Consider the following 17334-nt stretch of genomic DNA (forward strand, 5'->3'; position numbering starts at 1 on the left):
ATGAAATCCATAACACACCCTACATGAAATATTATCTTAATGCACCAACTCAATAGCCCGCTTAGTCAAAGCCTCCGCAGTCAACCCATTAAAAGCCATCAACTCACCAGCACTAGCCGTAGTTTCCCCACGTTTCCAGGCGAAAGAATCACGCTTAGAATTACTGCGTAACATGATTGGTTCTAACATCGCCGCAGCACCACCTGTAACACCAATTAAGGCATCTCCACCAAACAATTGCTCAAAATCGGCATCACTTAAAAAACCGTTATCAGGTTCAGAACAAGTATCCCAAGCTGTATCATGAGGACGATATAAACGGCGAGGATTAATAATAGAAATAATCTTCACTCCTATACCTTCAGTCTCTAAAAATGCCGCCGCTTCAAACACAGGAATTAACGTCATATCGCCAATGACAGCAAATACAACAGTCTTCCCTCCCGCAATTTCATGTAATAAAATCGCGCCCTTTTCTAACCCTTCTTCAGTTTGTTTTAAAGTCGTTCTAATGGGTAAAGGTGACTTACTTGCAGTGATGACAATTCCCTTATTTTTTGTTTGCAAAGCCCATTCATAACAACCTTGAATACTGTTAGCATCGGGAGGAAATAAGGGAAATACATTTCCTGTTCTCATCAATGATGCAAAATAAGCCTCAATTTCTGGTCTTTGGTGTGTCCAACCGTTGCGTCCTTGTTCTAAAGCCCCGGCTGTAAATAATGTAATTGTTGACGGTGTTTTGCGTCTTAATTCTGCCATTGCTTGGGTGACAGTTTGCCAAATTGGTAATCCATTGATGGCAAAAGATTCATAGGAACACCACAAAGTTCTCGCACCCATTAAGGATAAACCAGCCGCTAATCCTGCACAAGCATCTTCGCTCAAAGGTTCGTAAACTTGACCTCCTGGAGCTTGATTATATAATTCATCGGTTGTAGGATGGTTGATTTTTAATGCCTGGTTAATGTTAGCAATTCCTGATGCTTCGTTACCATCGGCGTTAGTGACGAGGAAGTTTTTATCTTTATTTCCTACTATTCCTACTAACCTTCCCATTGCGGTTGTAGAAACTTTTGCTTCTCCTCCCACTGCATATTCTTCTAATGGTAATTGTCCGATGTCTGCTAAGGGAAATTCAAATTCTGTCACTGCGGTTTTCGCTGCTGGTCCACCTCCAGCGCGTTCGGCATTTGTGCGGACTGTTTGCCATGCTTGGGCAGATAAAGCCCGTTTTTGTAAGGCGGTGACAATATGGGGCGCATCTAAGGTATCTTTAGGATATAAATTATGGGATTTTGCACCTAAAGCATGAACCCCTGCCCCTTTGAGTTGTTTGATAATAAATACTGTTAATGTGCCACTTAAAGCGGAACGGGCAGCTTTATCCATGCCGATTAATACGGCTTTGGTAAACTCTAACCGTTTTGGGAAGGAGAAAGCGGTACTATCAACATAATCACCCCCTTGGTTTTGATCATCAAAGTCTTTAGCATTGACTAACACGACTTCGGTAAAACCGTTACCCTTCCAATAGGCGATCATTTCATCGTTGGTTTTCAATGACACCATGCTATGATGTTCTTGGCTGTAACCGTTCCAAACTAAGACAGGTAGGAAATTAGTTACTTGGGGATAGGCGGTATTAAAGTGAGCCATTGCACTCATGATGTAGGGTTCACCTAATCCTCCATCTCCCACGGTGAAGGGGAAGAGTTTGTCACGGTGCAGGAGTGCGGCGGCCATGGCGAAATGTTGCCCTTGTCCCAAAGGTCCGGCAGGTGCTAAAATACCGGGAATATAGCCGGAAAGGTGTCCTAATAATCCGTGTTTTTCCCGAAAGCGATCGCGCAATTGTTGTACTGTAGAAATGCCCATGTCTTCTAAGGAACGGTCTAAAAACATGGCGCTATAAAAACCGGGGGCGTGGTGTCCGACTTCCGTGATAATGTTTTTGTGTCCCAGCATGACCAAAGCTGCATAAGCTTCCGCTTGGCTGGCAAAACCGCCGGGATGTCCAGAAGCCTTACTACCTGTGACTTGTAGGGTTAGGTAGCGCAGAGCATCGGCCGCGAGTAAGGTTTGATATACTGCATTTGTATCTGTTGGGGAGGCGATCGCACTCTGACCCGATTCTATCACGGAAGTTGCCCCATATTTTTCAAAATCTGGCAATGCTTCCCCAAAATATTGTATTCCTTCACAAAAATTGGGAACTGTGGAAGATGCCTTTGATGTCGCTGCTGTCATGCTAAGTACCTTAATAAAATCGGAAAAAACTTGAGTTTCTGGTTCAATGTAACCAAAATTTTACATCTTTGAGGGTCTAATATTTAATTGCATTTTCGCAAGATCATCATAAGTAGGTTAAATGAACCACAAAGGGACGAAGGACACGAAGGAAGAAGGGAAGAAGATAGTTATTGTCAGTAACTCAGACACATGGCGAAAAATCATTACTTATGATACCAAGGAATTAATCGCCTATTAAAATGGTACTAAAAGTTTGTCGTCAACCAGGTTATCAAAAACTGGAAATTGAGAATAAGTTGATTGATTTTTAGGTTTTTGTTTCGTGCCAAGTTCTAATTACCCCAATGTGGTTTATAGTTAAAGTTGGGTTATTCTATAATGAATTGTGTAATCAAAACAGGAGAAAATTATGCAACTACCACCGGGACCAAAAGTATCAGCTACTATTCAAATGTTAAACTGGGTATTCAGACCCATGAGTTATTTGACAGAATGTGCCAAAAATTATGGAGATATTTTTGCTCTAAAATTACAGAATGACTTACCACCACTGTTATTAGTTCATTCTCCTGAAGCTATACAGCAGATATTAACTAATGATCATAAGGAATTGGAAGCACCAGGAGATTTGAATAGTATTTTTGAATATTTACTTGGCAAAAATTCTGTCATTAGTCTTAGTGGTAAAGAACATCAACGTCAACGTCAATTAATTATGCCTCCTTTTCATGGGGAAAGAATGCGAAGTTATGCCGAATTAATCGAGAATATTACCACAAATACTATCACTAAACAGGCAAAAAATCAACCTTTTAATATTAGAAATGTTTCCCAAGAAATTACTCTTCAGGTAATGATGGAAGCTGTTTTTGGAATTTATGAAGGAGAACAGGCTGAAAAACTGAGACACTTACTTTGTGAAATTATAGAACAAAGTAGTAGTCCTTGGAGAGTTGCTTTTCTCTATTTTCCTAAATTGAAAGAGATGGTTGGTATTTCAGAACTTTGGAAACAACAAATGAAGAAACAGGAAGAAGCTGACCAACTAATTTATCAGGAAATTCGAGAAAGAAGAGAAAATTTTGATCCTCAGCGGACAGATATCCTCACTTTGCTTATGTCCTCTAGAGATGAAGAAGGTCAACCTATGACGGATGAAGAATTAAGAGATGAATTAATGACTTTATTATTCGCAGGTCATGAAACTACAGCGACAGCCATTTCTTGGGCATTTTATTGGATTCATAAACTTCCAGAAGTTCGAGAAAAACTATTAGTAGAATTGGATAGTTTAGGAGAAAATCCTGATTCTAATACTATCTTTAAATTGCCATATTTAACTGCTGTCTGTAATGAAACATTAAGAATTTATCCTATAGCAATGCTCACTTTTCCTAGAAAGGTTAAAACTCCTATTTCTCTTGATGGTTATCAACTAGAACCAGGTACAGTTATCATGGGTTCAATTTATTTAACTCATCGAAGAGAAGATATTTATCCTCAACCTGAAAAATTTAACCCAGAACGCTTTTTAGAAAAACAATTTTCTCCTTATGAATTTCTACCTTTTGGGGGTGGTGCAAGACGTTGTATCGGTTTAGCATTTGCCCAAATGGAAATGAAATTGATATTAGCTAAAGTCATGAAAACATGGTCAGTAAAATTAATTGATACCCATGAAGTTAAACCTCAAAGACGGGGTTTAGTTACAGGTCCAAATAGTCCGATTAATTTAGAGATTCAAAATCTTCGTCAACCAACATCTGTAAATTTAGAAACAGTGAAAGTTTAATCTAGTCAATGAAGATCCCCGACTTCTTTTTTCATCTTGTAAATAAATTATGAGTTCATATCAGAAGTCGGGGATCTAGGTTTATCGTCCATTTTTTATTTACTTGCAATTTGTTGTAAATATTAATAATATAAAAAAGCCAGGTTTTTATATCATCAGAGATATGCAAGAATACGACGTTATTATCATCGGCGCTGGACACAACGGTTTAGTTTGTGCAGCTTATTTACTCAAAGCAGGTTATAGCGTCCTTCTACTAGAAAAACGTCCTGTTCCCGGTGGTGCAGCCACAACAGAAGAATGTATTCCAGACAAAGCACCAGGTTTTAAATTTAACTTGTGTGCCATTGACCATGAATTTATTCATCTAGGTCCAGTTGTAGAAGAATTAGAACTAACAAAATATGGCTTAGAATATCTAGACTGTGACCCAGTTGTCTTTTGTCCTCACCCCGACGGTAAATATTTCTTAGCACATAAATCATTAGAAAAAACCTGTGCAGAAATCGCTCGTTACAATGAACGAGACGCTAAAAAATATGCCCAATTTACAGATTATTGGCAACGGGCAATTAACGCCATGACACCCATGTTTAATGCCCCACCCAAATCAATTATAGATATTTTTGGCAACTACAATTTTCAACAGGTTAAAGATTTATTTTCTGTAGTGGGTTCTCCCGCCAAAAGCTTTGATTTTGTGCGAACAATGCTTAATAGTGCCGAAGATATTCTCACTGAATGGTTTGATGAAGAATTTCTCAAAGCACCCCTAGCTAGACTCTCTTCTGAATTAGGTGCACCACCTTCTCAAAAAAATCTCGCAATTGGGGTAATGATGATGGCAATGCGTCATAATCCTGGCATGGCTAGACCTCGCGGCGGTACAGGTGCATTGGTGCAAGCATTGGTGAAATTAGTTAATAGTAAAGGTGGGGTAATTCTTACAGACCAGCACGTGGAAAAGATTTTAATTAATGATGCTAAAGCCGAGGGTGTGCGGGTAGCAGGTGGTAAAGAATATCGGGCAAAACAGGGAGTAATTTCTAATATTGATGCCCAAAGATTATTCTTACAAATGACAGAAAAAAATGATATTGATGCCGTTGATCCTGATTTATGGGAAAGATTAGAACGCCGCATTATCAACAACAATGAAACTATCCTCAAAATAGATTTAGCATTAGATGAACCCTTGCATTTTTCTCATCATGATCATAAAGATGAATATCTCATTGGTTCAATTCTCATTGCCGATTCTATGAATCATGTAGAACAGGCTCATAGTAAATGTACATTAGGCGAAATTCCCGATTCTGACCCCTCCATGTATCTCGTCATGCCTAGCGCCCTTGACCCCAGTTTAGCACCACCTGGAAAACATACTTTATGGATTGAATTTTTTGCACCTTATCAAATTACTAATGCTAACGGCACAGGTTTAAAAGGAACAGGTTGGACTGATGAATTGAAAAATCAAGTTGCAGATAGAGTAATTGACAAATTAGCAACTTATGCCCCCAATGTGAAAAAAGCAACTATCGCTAGAAGAGTTGAAAGTCCAGCGGAATTAGGGGAAAGATTAGGAGCATATAAAGGAAATTATTATCATATTGATATGACAATGGATCAAATGATCTTTTTCCGACCTTTACCCGAATTAGCTAATTATAAAACTCCCATTGATAATCTCTTTTTAACAGGCGCAGGAACACATCCCGGCGGTTCAATTTCCGGGATGCCAGGACGCAATTGTGCAAGGGTCTTTTTGCAAAACAAGCAACCCTTTACTCAAGCTTTAAAGGATGCCGGAAACTCGATTAAGTCTACAGTTGGTTCTGTATTTGGGATTAATTAGGTAATACAGATGTAGGGTGCGTTAGTGCAGCGTAACGCACCAACTTTTATACATTAAAAAGTTGTAATTTTTAAAATACATTAAAAACTCCTATTTATTCTGATTTTAAATTTCTAAAATATCGTGTACAATGTATTAATGACTTATTTTTGTAGCAATACATTTGTATTGCTGATAAGCTGTTGTGCATTTAGTTTGTATAATTCTAGCGGGCAAGATGCCCGCACTACAAAGTTCAAGTAAATTATGGTTATCAAATTTAGCTGCGTAACAGCTTATTATATTGCACTTATGGAAAAACTGACAGTAAAAAACTTTTTAAATATCAAAGATATTGAATTTAATTTATCCAAGATAAATATTATTATTGGACAGCAAGCTAGTGGTAAAAGCATACTTGCTAAATTAGTTTATTTCTTTAAAGATTTTTTCATTAAATATCGTTCTTCCATCCAGAATAAGCAGAAAAAAGCAGAATTTGATAAAAGTATAATTACAACGTTTAAAATTATATTCCCTTGACACTTATATTAGCTATTTTGCCTTTTATTAGCTCAACAACACGCCTTTTTATTATAGAAGAACCAGAAGCACATTTATTTCCTACATCACAAAAACATATTGTAAGTTTAATCAGCCAGGTTTTTAATACAACTGAAAAAAAGCATAAATTTTCTATTACGACTCATAGTCCTTACATACTAACAGCTTTTAATAACCTAATTTAAGCAGGTAACACTCTGAAAGCATTAAGAGAGAAACCTGAACAAAATGATTTACTAGAAGCTTTATTCAAAATAGTTCCAGAAAATCAAACATTAGATATTAATGATGTTGCTGCTTACACCATCAAAAATGGTATGATTGAGAGTTTAATCAATGAAGATAATAACTTGATTGATACAAATATCATTGATGAAGTATCCAACGAATTTAGTCAAGTGTTTGAAAAATTAATAGAACTTGAATTTGGAGAATAACATCTGTGGATTTAGATAAATTATATTGAAATTTATATAGAATTAAAAGGTTCTGATGTAGAACACGCTTTTGATCAAATTGAAAATACTATTAAAATTGTCTCCAAAAATTATAAAACAGTCCTCAAGTATTGCTATATAATCACAACTAGATGCCCTATAACATCAACACAAATTCAAGTTAAAGCAAAATCATTTAGAAGTAAATATAATGCAGTGCTGAGAATTAAAAAAACAGGCTGTAATGAAAATATTAATGCCTTGATTACAGATAAATAAATGTAATGAATATATATGTTCTATAATTTCTCTCTTAGCAATGCGTAAGTATTTTTCTGTTTTATGCAAGCGAGATTTAATACATCAAGTAATCTGTTTCTTCTTCTCTATTATAATTCTGCTTCATAAATAGTCCTAAAAAAGTAGTACATTAAAAAGTGCATCTAGTAACATTAAAATTTTGATTAAATCACCTGTGCGGAAAATCGTTATTGCTGGTAACTGGAAAATGTTCAAAACCCAGGCAGAATCCGCAGAATTTTTAAGCGGATTTTTGCCTCACCTGGAGGAAACCCCCTTAGAACGAGAAGTGGTACTATGTCCTCCCTTCACAGACCTAAGCCTGGTGTCTAAATCTTTGCATGGTAGCCGTGTAAACTTGGGCGCACAAAACGTCCATTGGGAACAAAGTGGAGCATATACAGGCGAAATCGCCGCCTCTATGCTAACGGAAATCGGTGTGCGTTTTGTCATTGTGGGACATAGTGAAAGACGGCAATTCTTCGGAGAAACAGACGTAACTGTCAATCTCCGTCTTAAAGCTGCCCAAAAGCATGGACTCACACCCATTCTCTGTGTTGGGGAAACTAAACAACAGCGAGACGCGGGGGAAACAGAATCAATAATTAGCACCCAATTAAAAAAAGACTTGGTAGATATTGATCAAACTCACCTAATTATTGCTTATGAACCAATTTGGGCAATTGGTACTGGTGATACCTGTGAATCTAAGGAAGCAAATCGGGTAATTGGCTTAATTCGCAGTCAATTAACTAATCCCCTCGTTCCTATCCAATATGGCGGTTCAGTCAACCCGAATAATATTGATGAAATTATGGCACAACCAGAAATTGACGGCGCTCTCGTTGGTGGCGCTAGTCTAAAAGCTGATAGTTTTGCCAGAATTGTCAATTATCAATAATGGGGATTGGGGATTGGGGATAAATTAATTACAAATTAAAAGTTGAAAAATTTCATGTCTGACAACTTAACTATCCGAAATCATTGTTTTGATTGGGGAAAGCGGACTTATCTCATGGGAATTTTGAATGTCACCCCGGATAGCTTTAGTGATGGTGGTAAATTTAACACCGCCTCAGCCGCTTTAACCCAGGCACAAGCAATGCTGGCGGCTGGTGCTGATATTATTGATATTGGTGGACAATCAACTCGTCCAGGTGCGGAGCAAATATCCCTAGAAGCAGAACTGGAGAGGGTGCTATCAGTTGTGGAATTGCTACGTCCAGTCGTTGATGTCCCTATTTCTGTAGATACAACTAGAGCAGAGGTAGCCAAAGCAGCAATTATTGCTGGAGCAGATATAGTTAATGATATTTCAGCGGGGACATTTGACCCCCAAATGTTGCCAACTGTTGCTAGTTTAAATGTGCCGATTGTGTTAATGCACATCAAGGGAACTCCCCAAACTATGCAAAAATGTACTGATTATGAGGATTTAATTGCTGATATTTATAAATTTTTATTTGAGCAAATTACAAATGCTAGGCTTTTAGGAATTGATCAAAATAAAATAATTATTGATCCTGGGATTGGTTTTGCTAAGAACTATCAGCAGAATTTAGAAATTTTTCGCTGTTTAGAATCACTAAAAACACTCAATTCTCCAATTTTGGTGGGAGCATCTCGTAAAAGTTTTATTGGTAATATTCTTAATCAACCAGATCCAAGATTACGGGTTTGGGGAACAGCCGCAGCTTGTTGTGCGGCTATTTTTAATGGTGCAGATATTCTCCGAGTTCACGATGTTCGAGAAATGCAAGAAGTTACTCTGGTAGCAGATGCTATTTTTCGTGATAGCGCAGCGTGGCGTTAGCCATAGGTTAGGAGGTAGGGGCGCGGGTCGCGGGGCTAGTTAATGGTATCAAGCTCTAATTAGATCCATTCCCATTACCTTTACCATTGCCATTACCCTTTCCATTAGCGGGATTGTTACCATGATTTTCTTGTACTGAATCAGAAATCAATTCCTGAAACATTTCTGTTGAGTTAGCAGGATCTACAAATACAATTTTGGCATTATTGCTTTCACCCAATTTTTGACTAGCATCTACATAATCTTGGGCAACGAGGTACCTTAAAATATCCTTACTTTCGGGGTGAGAACGCAAGGCTTCAGAAATTATTTCTATTGATGTTCTAGTTCCTTCCGCCCGTTTAACGGCTGCTTGTCGTTCTCCTTCTGCTGCTTCTATTGCTGCCTTTTTTTTAATTTGTGCATTTTGTTGAGCTTCCATTGACTTGCGTACAGTTTCTGGTGGGGTAATGCTTTGAATATCTAAACGGATAATTTCAATTCCCCATGCGCCCGTAATTGAATTTAATTCACCTAATATAGTTTTGTCTATCTCTTCTCTAGACATATTAGTATCCTCTAAGGAATTTTGGGCAATATTTTCCCGGAGGGTAGTCGTTGCTATATTGGTTAGTGCTTGTTGTAAATCATCAACAGCATAAAAGCTTTTTTCAATATCTTTGATCCGCCAGTAAATAATTGCATCAACTTCCAAGTAGATACCATCTTTAGTGATTGCATTTTGCGGTTTAATATCTAATAACTGCTCTCTAGTTGTATTCTCCATCACAATTTGATCGAGAATGGGAACTATGAACCTGAGCCCAGGATTTAGTTTGCGATGATACCGCCCCAAGCGTTCAACTAAGGCGACATTCCCCTGATTTACCATCTTTGCAGATGCTAAAGCATAACCTACTAGAGCTAAAAATATGATAAAAATTATTGAGTCCATTCAGTTATTCTCCTATTTTGGCTTTGGGCAGAATTGATTGTTAGGGTTATGGCTGGCATTAACTGTAAATTAAAATGGGTTAAGTGCGGAATTTACCGACTGTTAACTATAAAAATAATAAGCCTGCGATCGCATTATAGGCCATCGCTACACCTCTAATCATGAATTGCCGAAGAAAATAACCTAAAATGTATAATAATTATGTTTTGGGTCTAGATTTTTTGAGTGGAAACCTAGAAAACCAACCTTTGGACTTAAACTAAAATCCAGTCGTGAATAGTCTGATAATCCCCAAGATAGTACCTAAAGGACCGGCTACAGTATTAACTCTATCACCAGCCTTAGCTAACCCATTGCGATCAACTACGACAACATCATTGTTGCGAAGAATCGGATTGGTTTCCTCATTAATTCCTTGAGATAAATCCACCTTAATTGGACGTTTAGTAACTGTACCATTGGCATTGAGGCGAATTAACTCTACAGTTCCCTTACTGGCTCTACCATCATTGAAACCACCAGCAGCTAATAATGCCTGATTTAAAGAGCTATTTGGTTGTAATTTTACCGCCCCTGCTCTTTTGACTTCACCCACTACACCCACTTCAATAGTATTTGGAGACAAAGTTGTTGTTGCTAATTGGGTGGATTCGGCGGCACTAATGTCCGTAGCTGTAGGAATGATGATAGTATCGCCATCTTGCACCACTATGTCTTGATTGATATCACCGCTTTGTAGTAATTCCCAGAGGTTGATATCTATAGTTTGTTCCATACCAGTTCGGGTAGGACGGCGTAATTTAATCTTCCGAACATCCGCAAGGGAGGTAATTCCCCCTGCTAGTTGTAAACTCCGCATCACAGTTGGTAAACCACCACCAGCACCACCACCCTCTGCCCCACCGGCATTTCCAGCGGTAACAAGATAAGAACCAGGACGGTAAACTTGACCAATTACCACCACTGAGCGGGGTGAACTTTGACTAGCAGCAAAGTTGGCTGCAAATAAATTCCGGGCTTCAGCTACATTTAAACTGGCGGCAGTAGGGACCACAATGGTATCTCCATCTCGTAAGGTAATCTCCTGGGATATTCTGCCTGTTTGCGTCAATTCCTTTAAGTTTAGGGCGACTGTCTGCTCTCCTGAACGTCCTACCTTACGGCGTAATTGCACTTGAGTTACATCTGCTGCCAGTGTTACACCCTGGGCTATGGTGAGGGCGGCTAATACCGTTGGGTATTGGACACCAGGGTTATTTCCTGCTCCCCCTTCTAAGCTGAGGGTGTAAGCACCTGGTCTTGTTACTTCTCCAGCAACAAACACATTAATGGGACGGGGTGATAATAAGTTGACGGAAATGAGGGGACGTTTGAGAAAACGAGCATATTTTCTGGCGATTGTATCAGCAGCTTGTTCTGTGGTTAAGCCCGCAACGGGGATACTGCCAATTAAAGGCATATTAATTGAACCACCGGGAGGAACTTGATATTCACCTGTATATTCTGGTACTTCAAATACATTAACACGGATGCGATCGCCCCCGCCTAATAAGTAATCTGTAGCGATACTGGATGTTGATGCTACTGGCTGTTTTTGCGCTAAACTCACCGATGGCAAAGCGATATTCACTGTTGTTAACAATGCTAAACCCATAGTTGAGTGGGTGAGAAATTTACACAAATCTTTATTAAGCATATTTACCTGAGAATTGAAAATGACGATATTTAGAGTTATTCGGAAACATTTTAACATCGAGTATACTGAAGAATCCTAGTGACTCAACAATTTTATTTTCTAATAAATCTTTAGTTTTCCGGACATAAATAATTTGTTGCGTAAGGAATTTGATTTTAAATCTTCTTTGAGGTTAGAAAATATTTTCAGTGCTTTTTGCAAGTTAAGTTTCCTAGCTGATAACAATTTTTCATCCTATATTAACCCCCAACTCGCCAACTGATGGTACAGTCATAGAACTAAATTAATTAGGAGGTCTTAACATATAAGTAACTTACTTTTAGGATGATCAAATGATGCGCAGAAATTACTACTTATGGGTGATTTATTCCGCTTATTTTTTACTTGGTTGTGCTAATTAAGGGGATGATTTCGGATTTGAATTTGATGGATAAAAAACTCTTCTAGAGATTGACGTGACAGATTCATAGTGATAATTTTTCCTCCCATTAACCTCAAACTAGACAGAAAATCATAATAATCTTCTTGGAGTGTACCCTGCCAAGAACCATCAGACCTAAATTCTAAATTACCTATCCATTGTTTCAAGATTTCCCCGTCTCCGCCTTGACCTTTAACATGATAGGTGTTTTGATTACCTAAAAGTTCATTGAGAGAACCGCAACAGATTAATTCTCCTTGATCAAGAATAGCCACGCGATCGCAAATTTGTTCCACTTCACTCAATACATGACTATTAAAAAATATGGTTTTACCAGATGCTTTCAAAGCCAGAATAATTTCTCGCATTTGGTAACGTCCCAGAGGATCAAGTCCAGACATAGGTTCATCCAAAAAAACTAAATCTGGATCATTGATTAATGCTTGAGCCATACCCACGCGCTGAAGCATTCCCTTAGAATAACGCCGCATTTGCTTTTTGCGAGCATCGGCTTGGGATAACCCCACTAATTCCAACAATTGGGGAATGCGTTGACGTTGTAACTTTTGGGGAATTTGAAATAAACCCGCTGTTAACTGTAAAAATTCCCAACCACTCAGATATTCGTATAAATAGGAATTTTCTGGGAGGTAGCCAATATGCTGCTTGACTTTAGCGTTGCCTATGGGTTTACCTAACAATAATCCCCTTCCAGATGTAGGGCGGATAATTCCCAGCAACAATTTTAACAGCGTGGTTTTACCCGCACCATTAGGACCCAACAGACCAAAGGTTTCTCCTGGGTACACTTGTAAAGAACAGTTTTTGAGCGATACAACCTTTTGATTGAGCCAAAACCCCGTGCGATAGACTTTTCGCAATTCAGAAGTCAGGACTACGGGTTGTTTATCTAAGGGATTTTGTTGAGAATCGGGGTTGTCTACAACAGAATTCATAGCGATGAAACTACCAACTACTGACTATTTAGAGCTAACTACAGATTAACCGATGCTGAGGATTTTTATAACACACCTTTAGAACTAGGAATTATTTCTGCCCGTCGGGAATCAATTTCCACCGCCATTCGTATTGCTCTAGCAAAGGCTTTGAATGTAGCTTCAATAATATGATGGGAATTAATTCCATCCAATTGGCGAATATGTAACGTCATTTGGCTATGATTCGCCAACGCCACAAAAAACTCCCGTACTAACTGGGTATCATAAGTTCCCACCCGTTGAGTAGGAATTTTTAAACCATAACTGAGATGCGGTCTACCAGAAAAGTCTAAAGCCACTTGTACCAAAGCTTCATCTAGAGGTGCAAGAAAATTCCCAAACCGGACAATCCCCTTTTTATTACCCAAAGCTTGGAATAAAGCTTGTCCCAAGGTAATCCCCACATCTTCGTTAGTGTGGTGATCATCAATTTCCCAATCACCTTTAGCTTGAATGTCCAAATCAAAAAGCCCATGGGATGCGATTTGATGGAGCATATGATCTAAAAAGGGAATCCCTGTAGAAACCTTACATATCCCTGTCCCATCAAGATTAATAGTGACATGAACATCGGTTTCACCAGTGGTGCGGTGAACTGAAGCTATCCGAGGAGTTTGTTTATTAGTCATTTGTCAGTTGTTAGTTGTCAGTTGTCAGTTGTCAGTTGCAATGGGGAAGAGGCAATAGGCAATAAATATTCTCCCTGCCCCCTGCCCCCCTGCCTCTTACTACATCCCCATAATTTCATAACCTGCATCTACATACAGGATTTGTCCAGTAATACCGCTTGCTAAATCACTGCATAAGAAAGCTGCTGTATTGCCCACCTCTAATTGAGTGACAGTGCGACGGAGTGGTGCTACTTCTTCGACGTGGTGAATCATGTCCAAAATGCCACCTACCGCTGAAGATGCTAAGGTGCGAATAGGACCTGCCGAAATACCATTAACGCGAATATTGTCGGGACCAAATTCTGCTGCCAAGTAACGAACACTGGCTTCCAAACCAGCTTTAGCCACACCCATGACATTATAGTTAGGAATTGCTCGAACCGCTCCCAAATATGTAAGAGTAATAATACTTCCGCCTTCAGTCATTAAAGGTTTAGCTGCACCGCTTAATTGTACAAGTGAATAAGTGCTAACTTCCAAAGCCGTATTGAACCCAGAACGAGAAGTTTGACTAAAACCTCCGGTCAAATCCTCTTTTTTTGCAAAGGCCAAACAATGGACTAGAATATCTATTTTCCCCCATTCTTGCCGGATGGTTTCAAAAGTAGATTGAATTTGCTCGTCATTTTCCACATTGCAGGGCAAAAACAGACTAGGACTGAGGGGTTCTACCAATTCAGAAACTTTTTTTTCCATTTTACCCTTGTCATCTGGCAAGTAGGTAATGCCCAAATTAGCCCCGGCTTTGTGTAGTTGTTGGGCAATTCCCCAAGCGATAGAACGGTTATTGGCAATACCTGTAACTAGGGCATTTTTTCCAGATAGATTCAGCATAAACATTGCTAATGTAATTCATCATTAGGAGCATACTAGAATCTGAGCCTAGTTTGACTGCATTAGGCTAGGGATTTTTCAAAATGCTCCAGAAGTAGGCAGTAAGCCGCAAAAAATCATGGACATGTTTGCAAAAATTCTCAAGAAATTGACAATTTTTAGAGGCAAAACTTTTGGAGTATAATTGGTGAAACTACTTATCAATAATTACTAGCTAAACGGAACAACAATTATGTATCATTATAAACGAAAGGCTAGGAATTCCGCGTTTGAGTATAGGAAAAAACAGCAAGGTTAATGGTGATTTATTGATTTTTCGGGTGTATTCTTAGGTAATTAGTTTTTGTTTTTCTGGCATTGGGTAGGGGAAGGGAGAAATGATAGTGACACAAGATAAAGCCCTGGCAAATGTTTTCCGTCAAATGGCGACCGGGGCTTTTCCTCCGGTGGTGGAAACATTTGAACGGAACAAGACGATCTTTTTTCCGGGAGATCCTGCTGAACGAGTTTATTTTCTTCTCAAGGGTGCTGTGAAACTGTCGAGGGTGTATGAGGCAGGAGAAGAAATAACGGTGGCTCTGCTGCGAGAAAATAGCGTCTTTGGTGTGCTGTCGTTGCTGACAGGCAATAAGTCTGATCGATTTTATCATGCAGTGGCATTTACTACTGTAGAATTACTTTCAGCCCCAATTGAACAAGTTGAACAGGCACTGAAGGAAAACCCAGAGTTATCAATGTTGATGCTGCGAGGTCTGTCTTCGCGGATTCTACAGACGGAGATGATGATTGAAACTCTTGCTCACCGCGATATGGGTTCAAGGTTAATTAGTTTCTTGTTGATTCTTTGTCGAGATTTTGGCGTTCCTTGCGCTGATGGTATTACCATTGATCTGAAGTTATCCCATCAGGCGATCGCTGAGGCAATTGGCTCTACCCGCGTTACAGTCACTAGACTGCTGGGAGATTTACGCGAGAAGAAAATGATTTCCATTCATAAAAAGAAGATTACTGTGCATAAACCTGTTGCTTTAAGTAAGCAATTTACTTAAAAGTTATGGGTAAATGGAGTTAGCACGGCTTCTATTTTTGAGGTAATGCGGTTTTAGGGTCTCCCTAAGTAGCGTCACTACCATAGAGATTAAACCGTTAATTTGGAGGAAAGTCTCAAAATTGTCTAATTCCTACTTTAGCCTAACTCCATTTATTCACAGACAATGGTTGAACGTAGTAGGCTGTATCGGTCAGCATTGCGGTAGTTAAAAATGGCCACCGGGTACATCCTTATTGCAGCAATTCTTATTTTGGGAGGCGTAATTGCCACCGTGGGCGATCGCATCGGCACACGGGTTGGCAAAGCTCGTCTCTCACTCTTCAATTTACGTCCGAAAAAAACTGCTGTAATTGTGACTATTTTTACAGGCAGTCTAATTTCTGCATCAACTTTAGCAATTCTCTTTGCGGCTGATGGTGGATTGCGAAAGGGCGTATTTGAATTAGAGGATATTCAAAGAGATTTAGGGAACAAGCGGGAACAACTAAAAATCGCCGAAGCGCAAAAAAGCCAGGTAGAAGGTGAGTTAAACAGAGCCAGACAAGAAAAAACTCAAGCACAGGAAGAATTACAGAAAATTAATCAGTCATTACAGGCAGCAAATACTAAACAAAAGACTACACAAGCTCAACTCAATCGCACTCTTAACCAGCAAGCTAAGACCCAAGCCCGACTTAATGCAACTCAAAGCCGTCTGGGTGGAATTGTTGTTAGGTATCAACAGGCAAGAAGTGAATTACAAACTCTCTATAATCAGCGAAAAACATTACAAACGGCAGTAGAAGAGTTAAAGGCGGAACGAAAAAGATTATACGCTGAAGCAAAACAGGCTATTGATGAAGCGAAGACGGTAATTGAAAAACGCGATCGCAAAATTGCTAAATTAGATAAACTTATTCAAAATCGTAACCTCGAAATTAAACAGCGGGAAAAAGTTATTATAACTAGAGAATCTCGCTTGAAAGAATTAGAGAAACAACAACAATTTTTAGATCAGGAAGTAGCTAGACTAGAAAAATATTATCAGTCCTACCGTGACCTCCGCTTAGGTAAACTAGCCTTAGTCAAGGGTCAAGTAATAGCGGCAGGGCTAATTACTGTGGACAAACCTAATGCGGCACAACAGGCAATTATCCAAATTCTTCAGGAAGCTAATCGCAATGCTAATATTCAATTAACCGAACCTGGTGGTACACCAGCGAATAAGGAAATACTCCGTGTTACCAAAGATAAGGTTGAACAGTTAATCGCACAAATTAAAGATGGTCGAGAATATGTAGTGCGAATTTTCTCCGCGGGTAATTATGTCAGAGGTGAGAAGCAAATAGAATTCTTTGCAGACGCAGCCCGGAATCAACTGGTATTTTCATCAGGGGAAGTGCTGGCTACTACTACAGCGGATTTAAAAAATATGACATCCGAACAAATGCGTCAACGCTTAGATTTACTAATTTCCGCTTCCCAATTTCGCGCCCGCAATGCGGGAATTGTCGAAAGTGTCCAAATAGAAGGAACTTTTCTGCGCTTTGTTACCCAATTACAGCAGACGGAACAGGAAGTAGAAATTAAAGCTGTAGCCGCAGACAATACTTATACTGTAGGTCCGCTAAGAGTCAAGTTAGTAGCCCTCTTGAATGGACAAATTCTTTTTAGTACGTGAGGAAGTAGGCAATAGGCAATAGGCAATAGGCAATAGGCAATAGGCAATAGGCAATAGGCAATAGGCAATAGGC

14 protein-coding genes are annotated in these 17334 nt (G+C 39.1%); 8 read left to right on the forward strand and 6 right to left on the reverse strand.

Going from position 1 to position 17334, the window contains the following annotated elements; translation table 11 throughout:
* Positions 1 to 36: 36 nt before the first annotated feature.
* Positions 37 to 2250 (reverse strand): phosphoketolase, encoded by a 2214-nt coding sequence (locus tag PN471_RS21590; RefSeq protein ID WP_271778585.1) that lies wholly within the window; start codon positions 2248 to 2250, stop codon positions 37 to 39.
* A gap of 412 nt (positions 2251 to 2662) precedes the next feature.
* Here PN471_RS21590 and PN471_RS21595 point away from each other — a divergent pair, with 412 nt between their 5' ends.
* The 6 genes from PN471_RS21595 (at position 2663) to folP (ending at position 8996) form a co-directional block, all read left to right on the forward strand.
* Positions 2663 to 4045 (forward strand): cytochrome P450, encoded by a 1383-nt coding sequence (locus tag PN471_RS21595; protein WP_271778586.1) that lies wholly within the window; start codon positions 2663 to 2665, stop codon positions 4043 to 4045.
* A 163-nt stretch (positions 4046 to 4208) separates the two neighbouring features.
* Positions 4209 to 5903 carry a beta-carotene ketolase CrtO gene (gene crtO, locus PN471_RS21600; protein ID WP_271778587.1) on the forward strand — a complete coding sequence of 565 codons (1695 nt, stop codon included), beginning with the start codon at positions 4209 to 4211 and terminating at the stop codon, positions 5901 to 5903.
* 246 nt (positions 5904 to 6149) lie between these two features.
* Positions 6150 to 6425, forward strand: coding sequence for an AAA family ATPase (locus tag PN471_RS21605; protein ID WP_271778588.1), 276 nt, complete (start codon positions 6150 to 6152; stop codon positions 6423 to 6425).
* On the forward strand, positions 6422 to 6631 hold the full coding sequence (locus PN471_RS23545) for an AAA family ATPase (protein WP_442867174.1): 210 nt from the start codon (positions 6422 to 6424) through the stop codon (positions 6629 to 6631). The genes PN471_RS21605 and PN471_RS23545 overlap by 4 nt, the downstream gene beginning before the upstream one ends.
* Before the next feature lie 727 nt (positions 6632 to 7358).
* Positions 7359 to 8084, forward strand: a complete 726-nt coding sequence (gene tpiA / locus PN471_RS21610; protein ID WP_193894986.1) for a triose-phosphate isomerase — start codon at positions 7359 to 7361, stop codon at positions 8082 to 8084.
* Positions 8085 to 8138: 54 nt separating this feature from the next.
* Positions 8139 to 8996: a dihydropteroate synthase gene (folP, locus tag PN471_RS21615; protein ID WP_271778589.1), complete on the forward strand. Its 858-nt coding sequence runs from the start codon at positions 8139 to 8141 to the stop codon at positions 8994 to 8996.
* A gap of 55 nt (positions 8997 to 9051) precedes the next feature.
* Here folP and PN471_RS21620 read toward each other — a convergent pair whose 3' ends face one another.
* The 5 genes from PN471_RS21620 to fabI all read right to left on the reverse strand — a co-directional run bounded on the left by PN471_RS21620 (position 9052) and on the right by fabI (position 14550).
* The gene (locus PN471_RS21620; protein WP_193894918.1) at positions 9052 to 9930 is read right to left on the reverse strand and encodes an SPFH domain-containing protein; all 879 of its coding nucleotides are present in this window, start codon (positions 9928 to 9930) and stop codon (positions 9052 to 9054) included.
* Positions 9931 to 10189: 259 nt separating this feature from the next.
* A complete protein-coding gene (locus PN471_RS21625; RefSeq protein ID WP_193894916.1) occupies positions 10190 to 11626 on the reverse strand; it encodes a polysaccharide biosynthesis/export family protein in 1437 nt (478 codons plus the stop codon).
* A gap of 393 nt (positions 11627 to 12019) precedes the next feature.
* Complete coding sequence (locus PN471_RS21630) at positions 12020 to 13003, reverse strand: ABC transporter ATP-binding protein (protein ID WP_271778590.1); 984 nt, start codon at positions 13001 to 13003, stop codon at positions 12020 to 12022.
* Positions 13004 to 13068: 65 nt separating this feature from the next.
* Complete coding sequence (gene hisB, locus PN471_RS21635; RefSeq protein WP_271778591.1) at positions 13069 to 13674, reverse strand: imidazoleglycerol-phosphate dehydratase HisB; 606 nt, start codon at positions 13672 to 13674, stop codon at positions 13069 to 13071.
* Between the two features lie 99 nt (positions 13675 to 13773).
* Positions 13774 to 14550 carry an enoyl-ACP reductase FabI gene (fabI, locus tag PN471_RS21640; protein WP_271778592.1) on the reverse strand — a complete coding sequence of 259 codons (777 nt, stop codon included), beginning with the start codon at positions 14548 to 14550 and terminating at the stop codon, positions 13774 to 13776.
* A gap of 377 nt (positions 14551 to 14927) precedes the next feature.
* On the opposite strand from fabI, the gene ntcA reads away from it, so the two are divergent.
* Together ntcA and PN471_RS21650 are read left to right on the forward strand one after the other, a co-directional pair.
* Entirely contained in the window at positions 14928 to 15599 is a 672-nt protein-coding gene (gene ntcA, locus PN471_RS21645; RefSeq protein WP_027401174.1) for a global nitrogen regulator NtcA, read from the forward strand.
* Between the two features lie 213 nt (positions 15600 to 15812).
* Positions 15813 to 17261: a DUF3084 domain-containing protein gene (locus PN471_RS21650; protein ID WP_271778593.1), complete on the forward strand. Its 1449-nt coding sequence runs from the start codon at positions 15813 to 15815 to the stop codon at positions 17259 to 17261.
* Positions 17262 to 17334: the final 73 nt, after the last annotated feature.

Source organism: Aphanizomenon sp. CS-733/32 (assembly GCF_028330045.1).
Taxonomy (GTDB): domain Bacteria; phylum Cyanobacteriota; class Cyanobacteriia; order Cyanobacteriales; family Nostocaceae; genus Dolichospermum; species Dolichospermum gracile.

Coding starts and splice junctions, on each gene's coding strand:
- PN471_RS21630 (WP_271778590.1), bottom strand. CDS start 13,003: ATGAATTCTGTTGTAGACAACCCCGATTCTCAACAAAATCCCTTAGAT.
- crtO (WP_271778587.1), top strand. CDS start 4,209: ATGCAAGAATACGACGTTATTATCATCGGCGCTGGACACAACGGTTTA.
- PN471_RS21650 (WP_271778593.1), top strand. CDS start 15,813: ATGGCCACCGGGTACATCCTTATTGCAGCAATTCTTATTTTGGGAGGC.
- PN471_RS21620 (WP_193894918.1), bottom strand. CDS start 9,930: ATGGACTCAATAATTTTTATCATATTTTTAGCTCTAGTAGGTTATGCT.
- PN471_RS21595 (WP_271778586.1), top strand. CDS start 2,663: ATGCAACTACCACCGGGACCAAAAGTATCAGCTACTATTCAAATGTTA.
- folP (WP_271778589.1), top strand. CDS start 8,139: ATGTCTGACAACTTAACTATCCGAAATCATTGTTTTGATTGGGGAAAG.
- PN471_RS21605 (WP_271778588.1), top strand. CDS start 6,150: ATGGTTATCAAATTTAGCTGCGTAACAGCTTATTATATTGCACTTATG.
- PN471_RS21625 (WP_193894916.1), bottom strand. CDS start 11,626: ATGCTTAATAAAGATTTGTGTAAATTTCTCACCCACTCAACTATGGGT.
- fabI (WP_271778592.1), bottom strand. CDS start 14,550: ATGCTGAATCTATCTGGAAAAAATGCCCTAGTTACAGGTATTGCCAAT.
- ntcA (WP_027401174.1), top strand. CDS start 14,928: ATGATAGTGACACAAGATAAAGCCCTGGCAAATGTTTTCCGTCAAATG.
- PN471_RS21590 (WP_271778585.1), bottom strand. CDS start 2,250: ATGACAGCAGCGACATCAAAGGCATCTTCCACAGTTCCCAATTTTTGT.
- hisB (WP_271778591.1), bottom strand. CDS start 13,674: ATGACTAATAAACAAACTCCTCGGATAGCTTCAGTTCACCGCACCACT.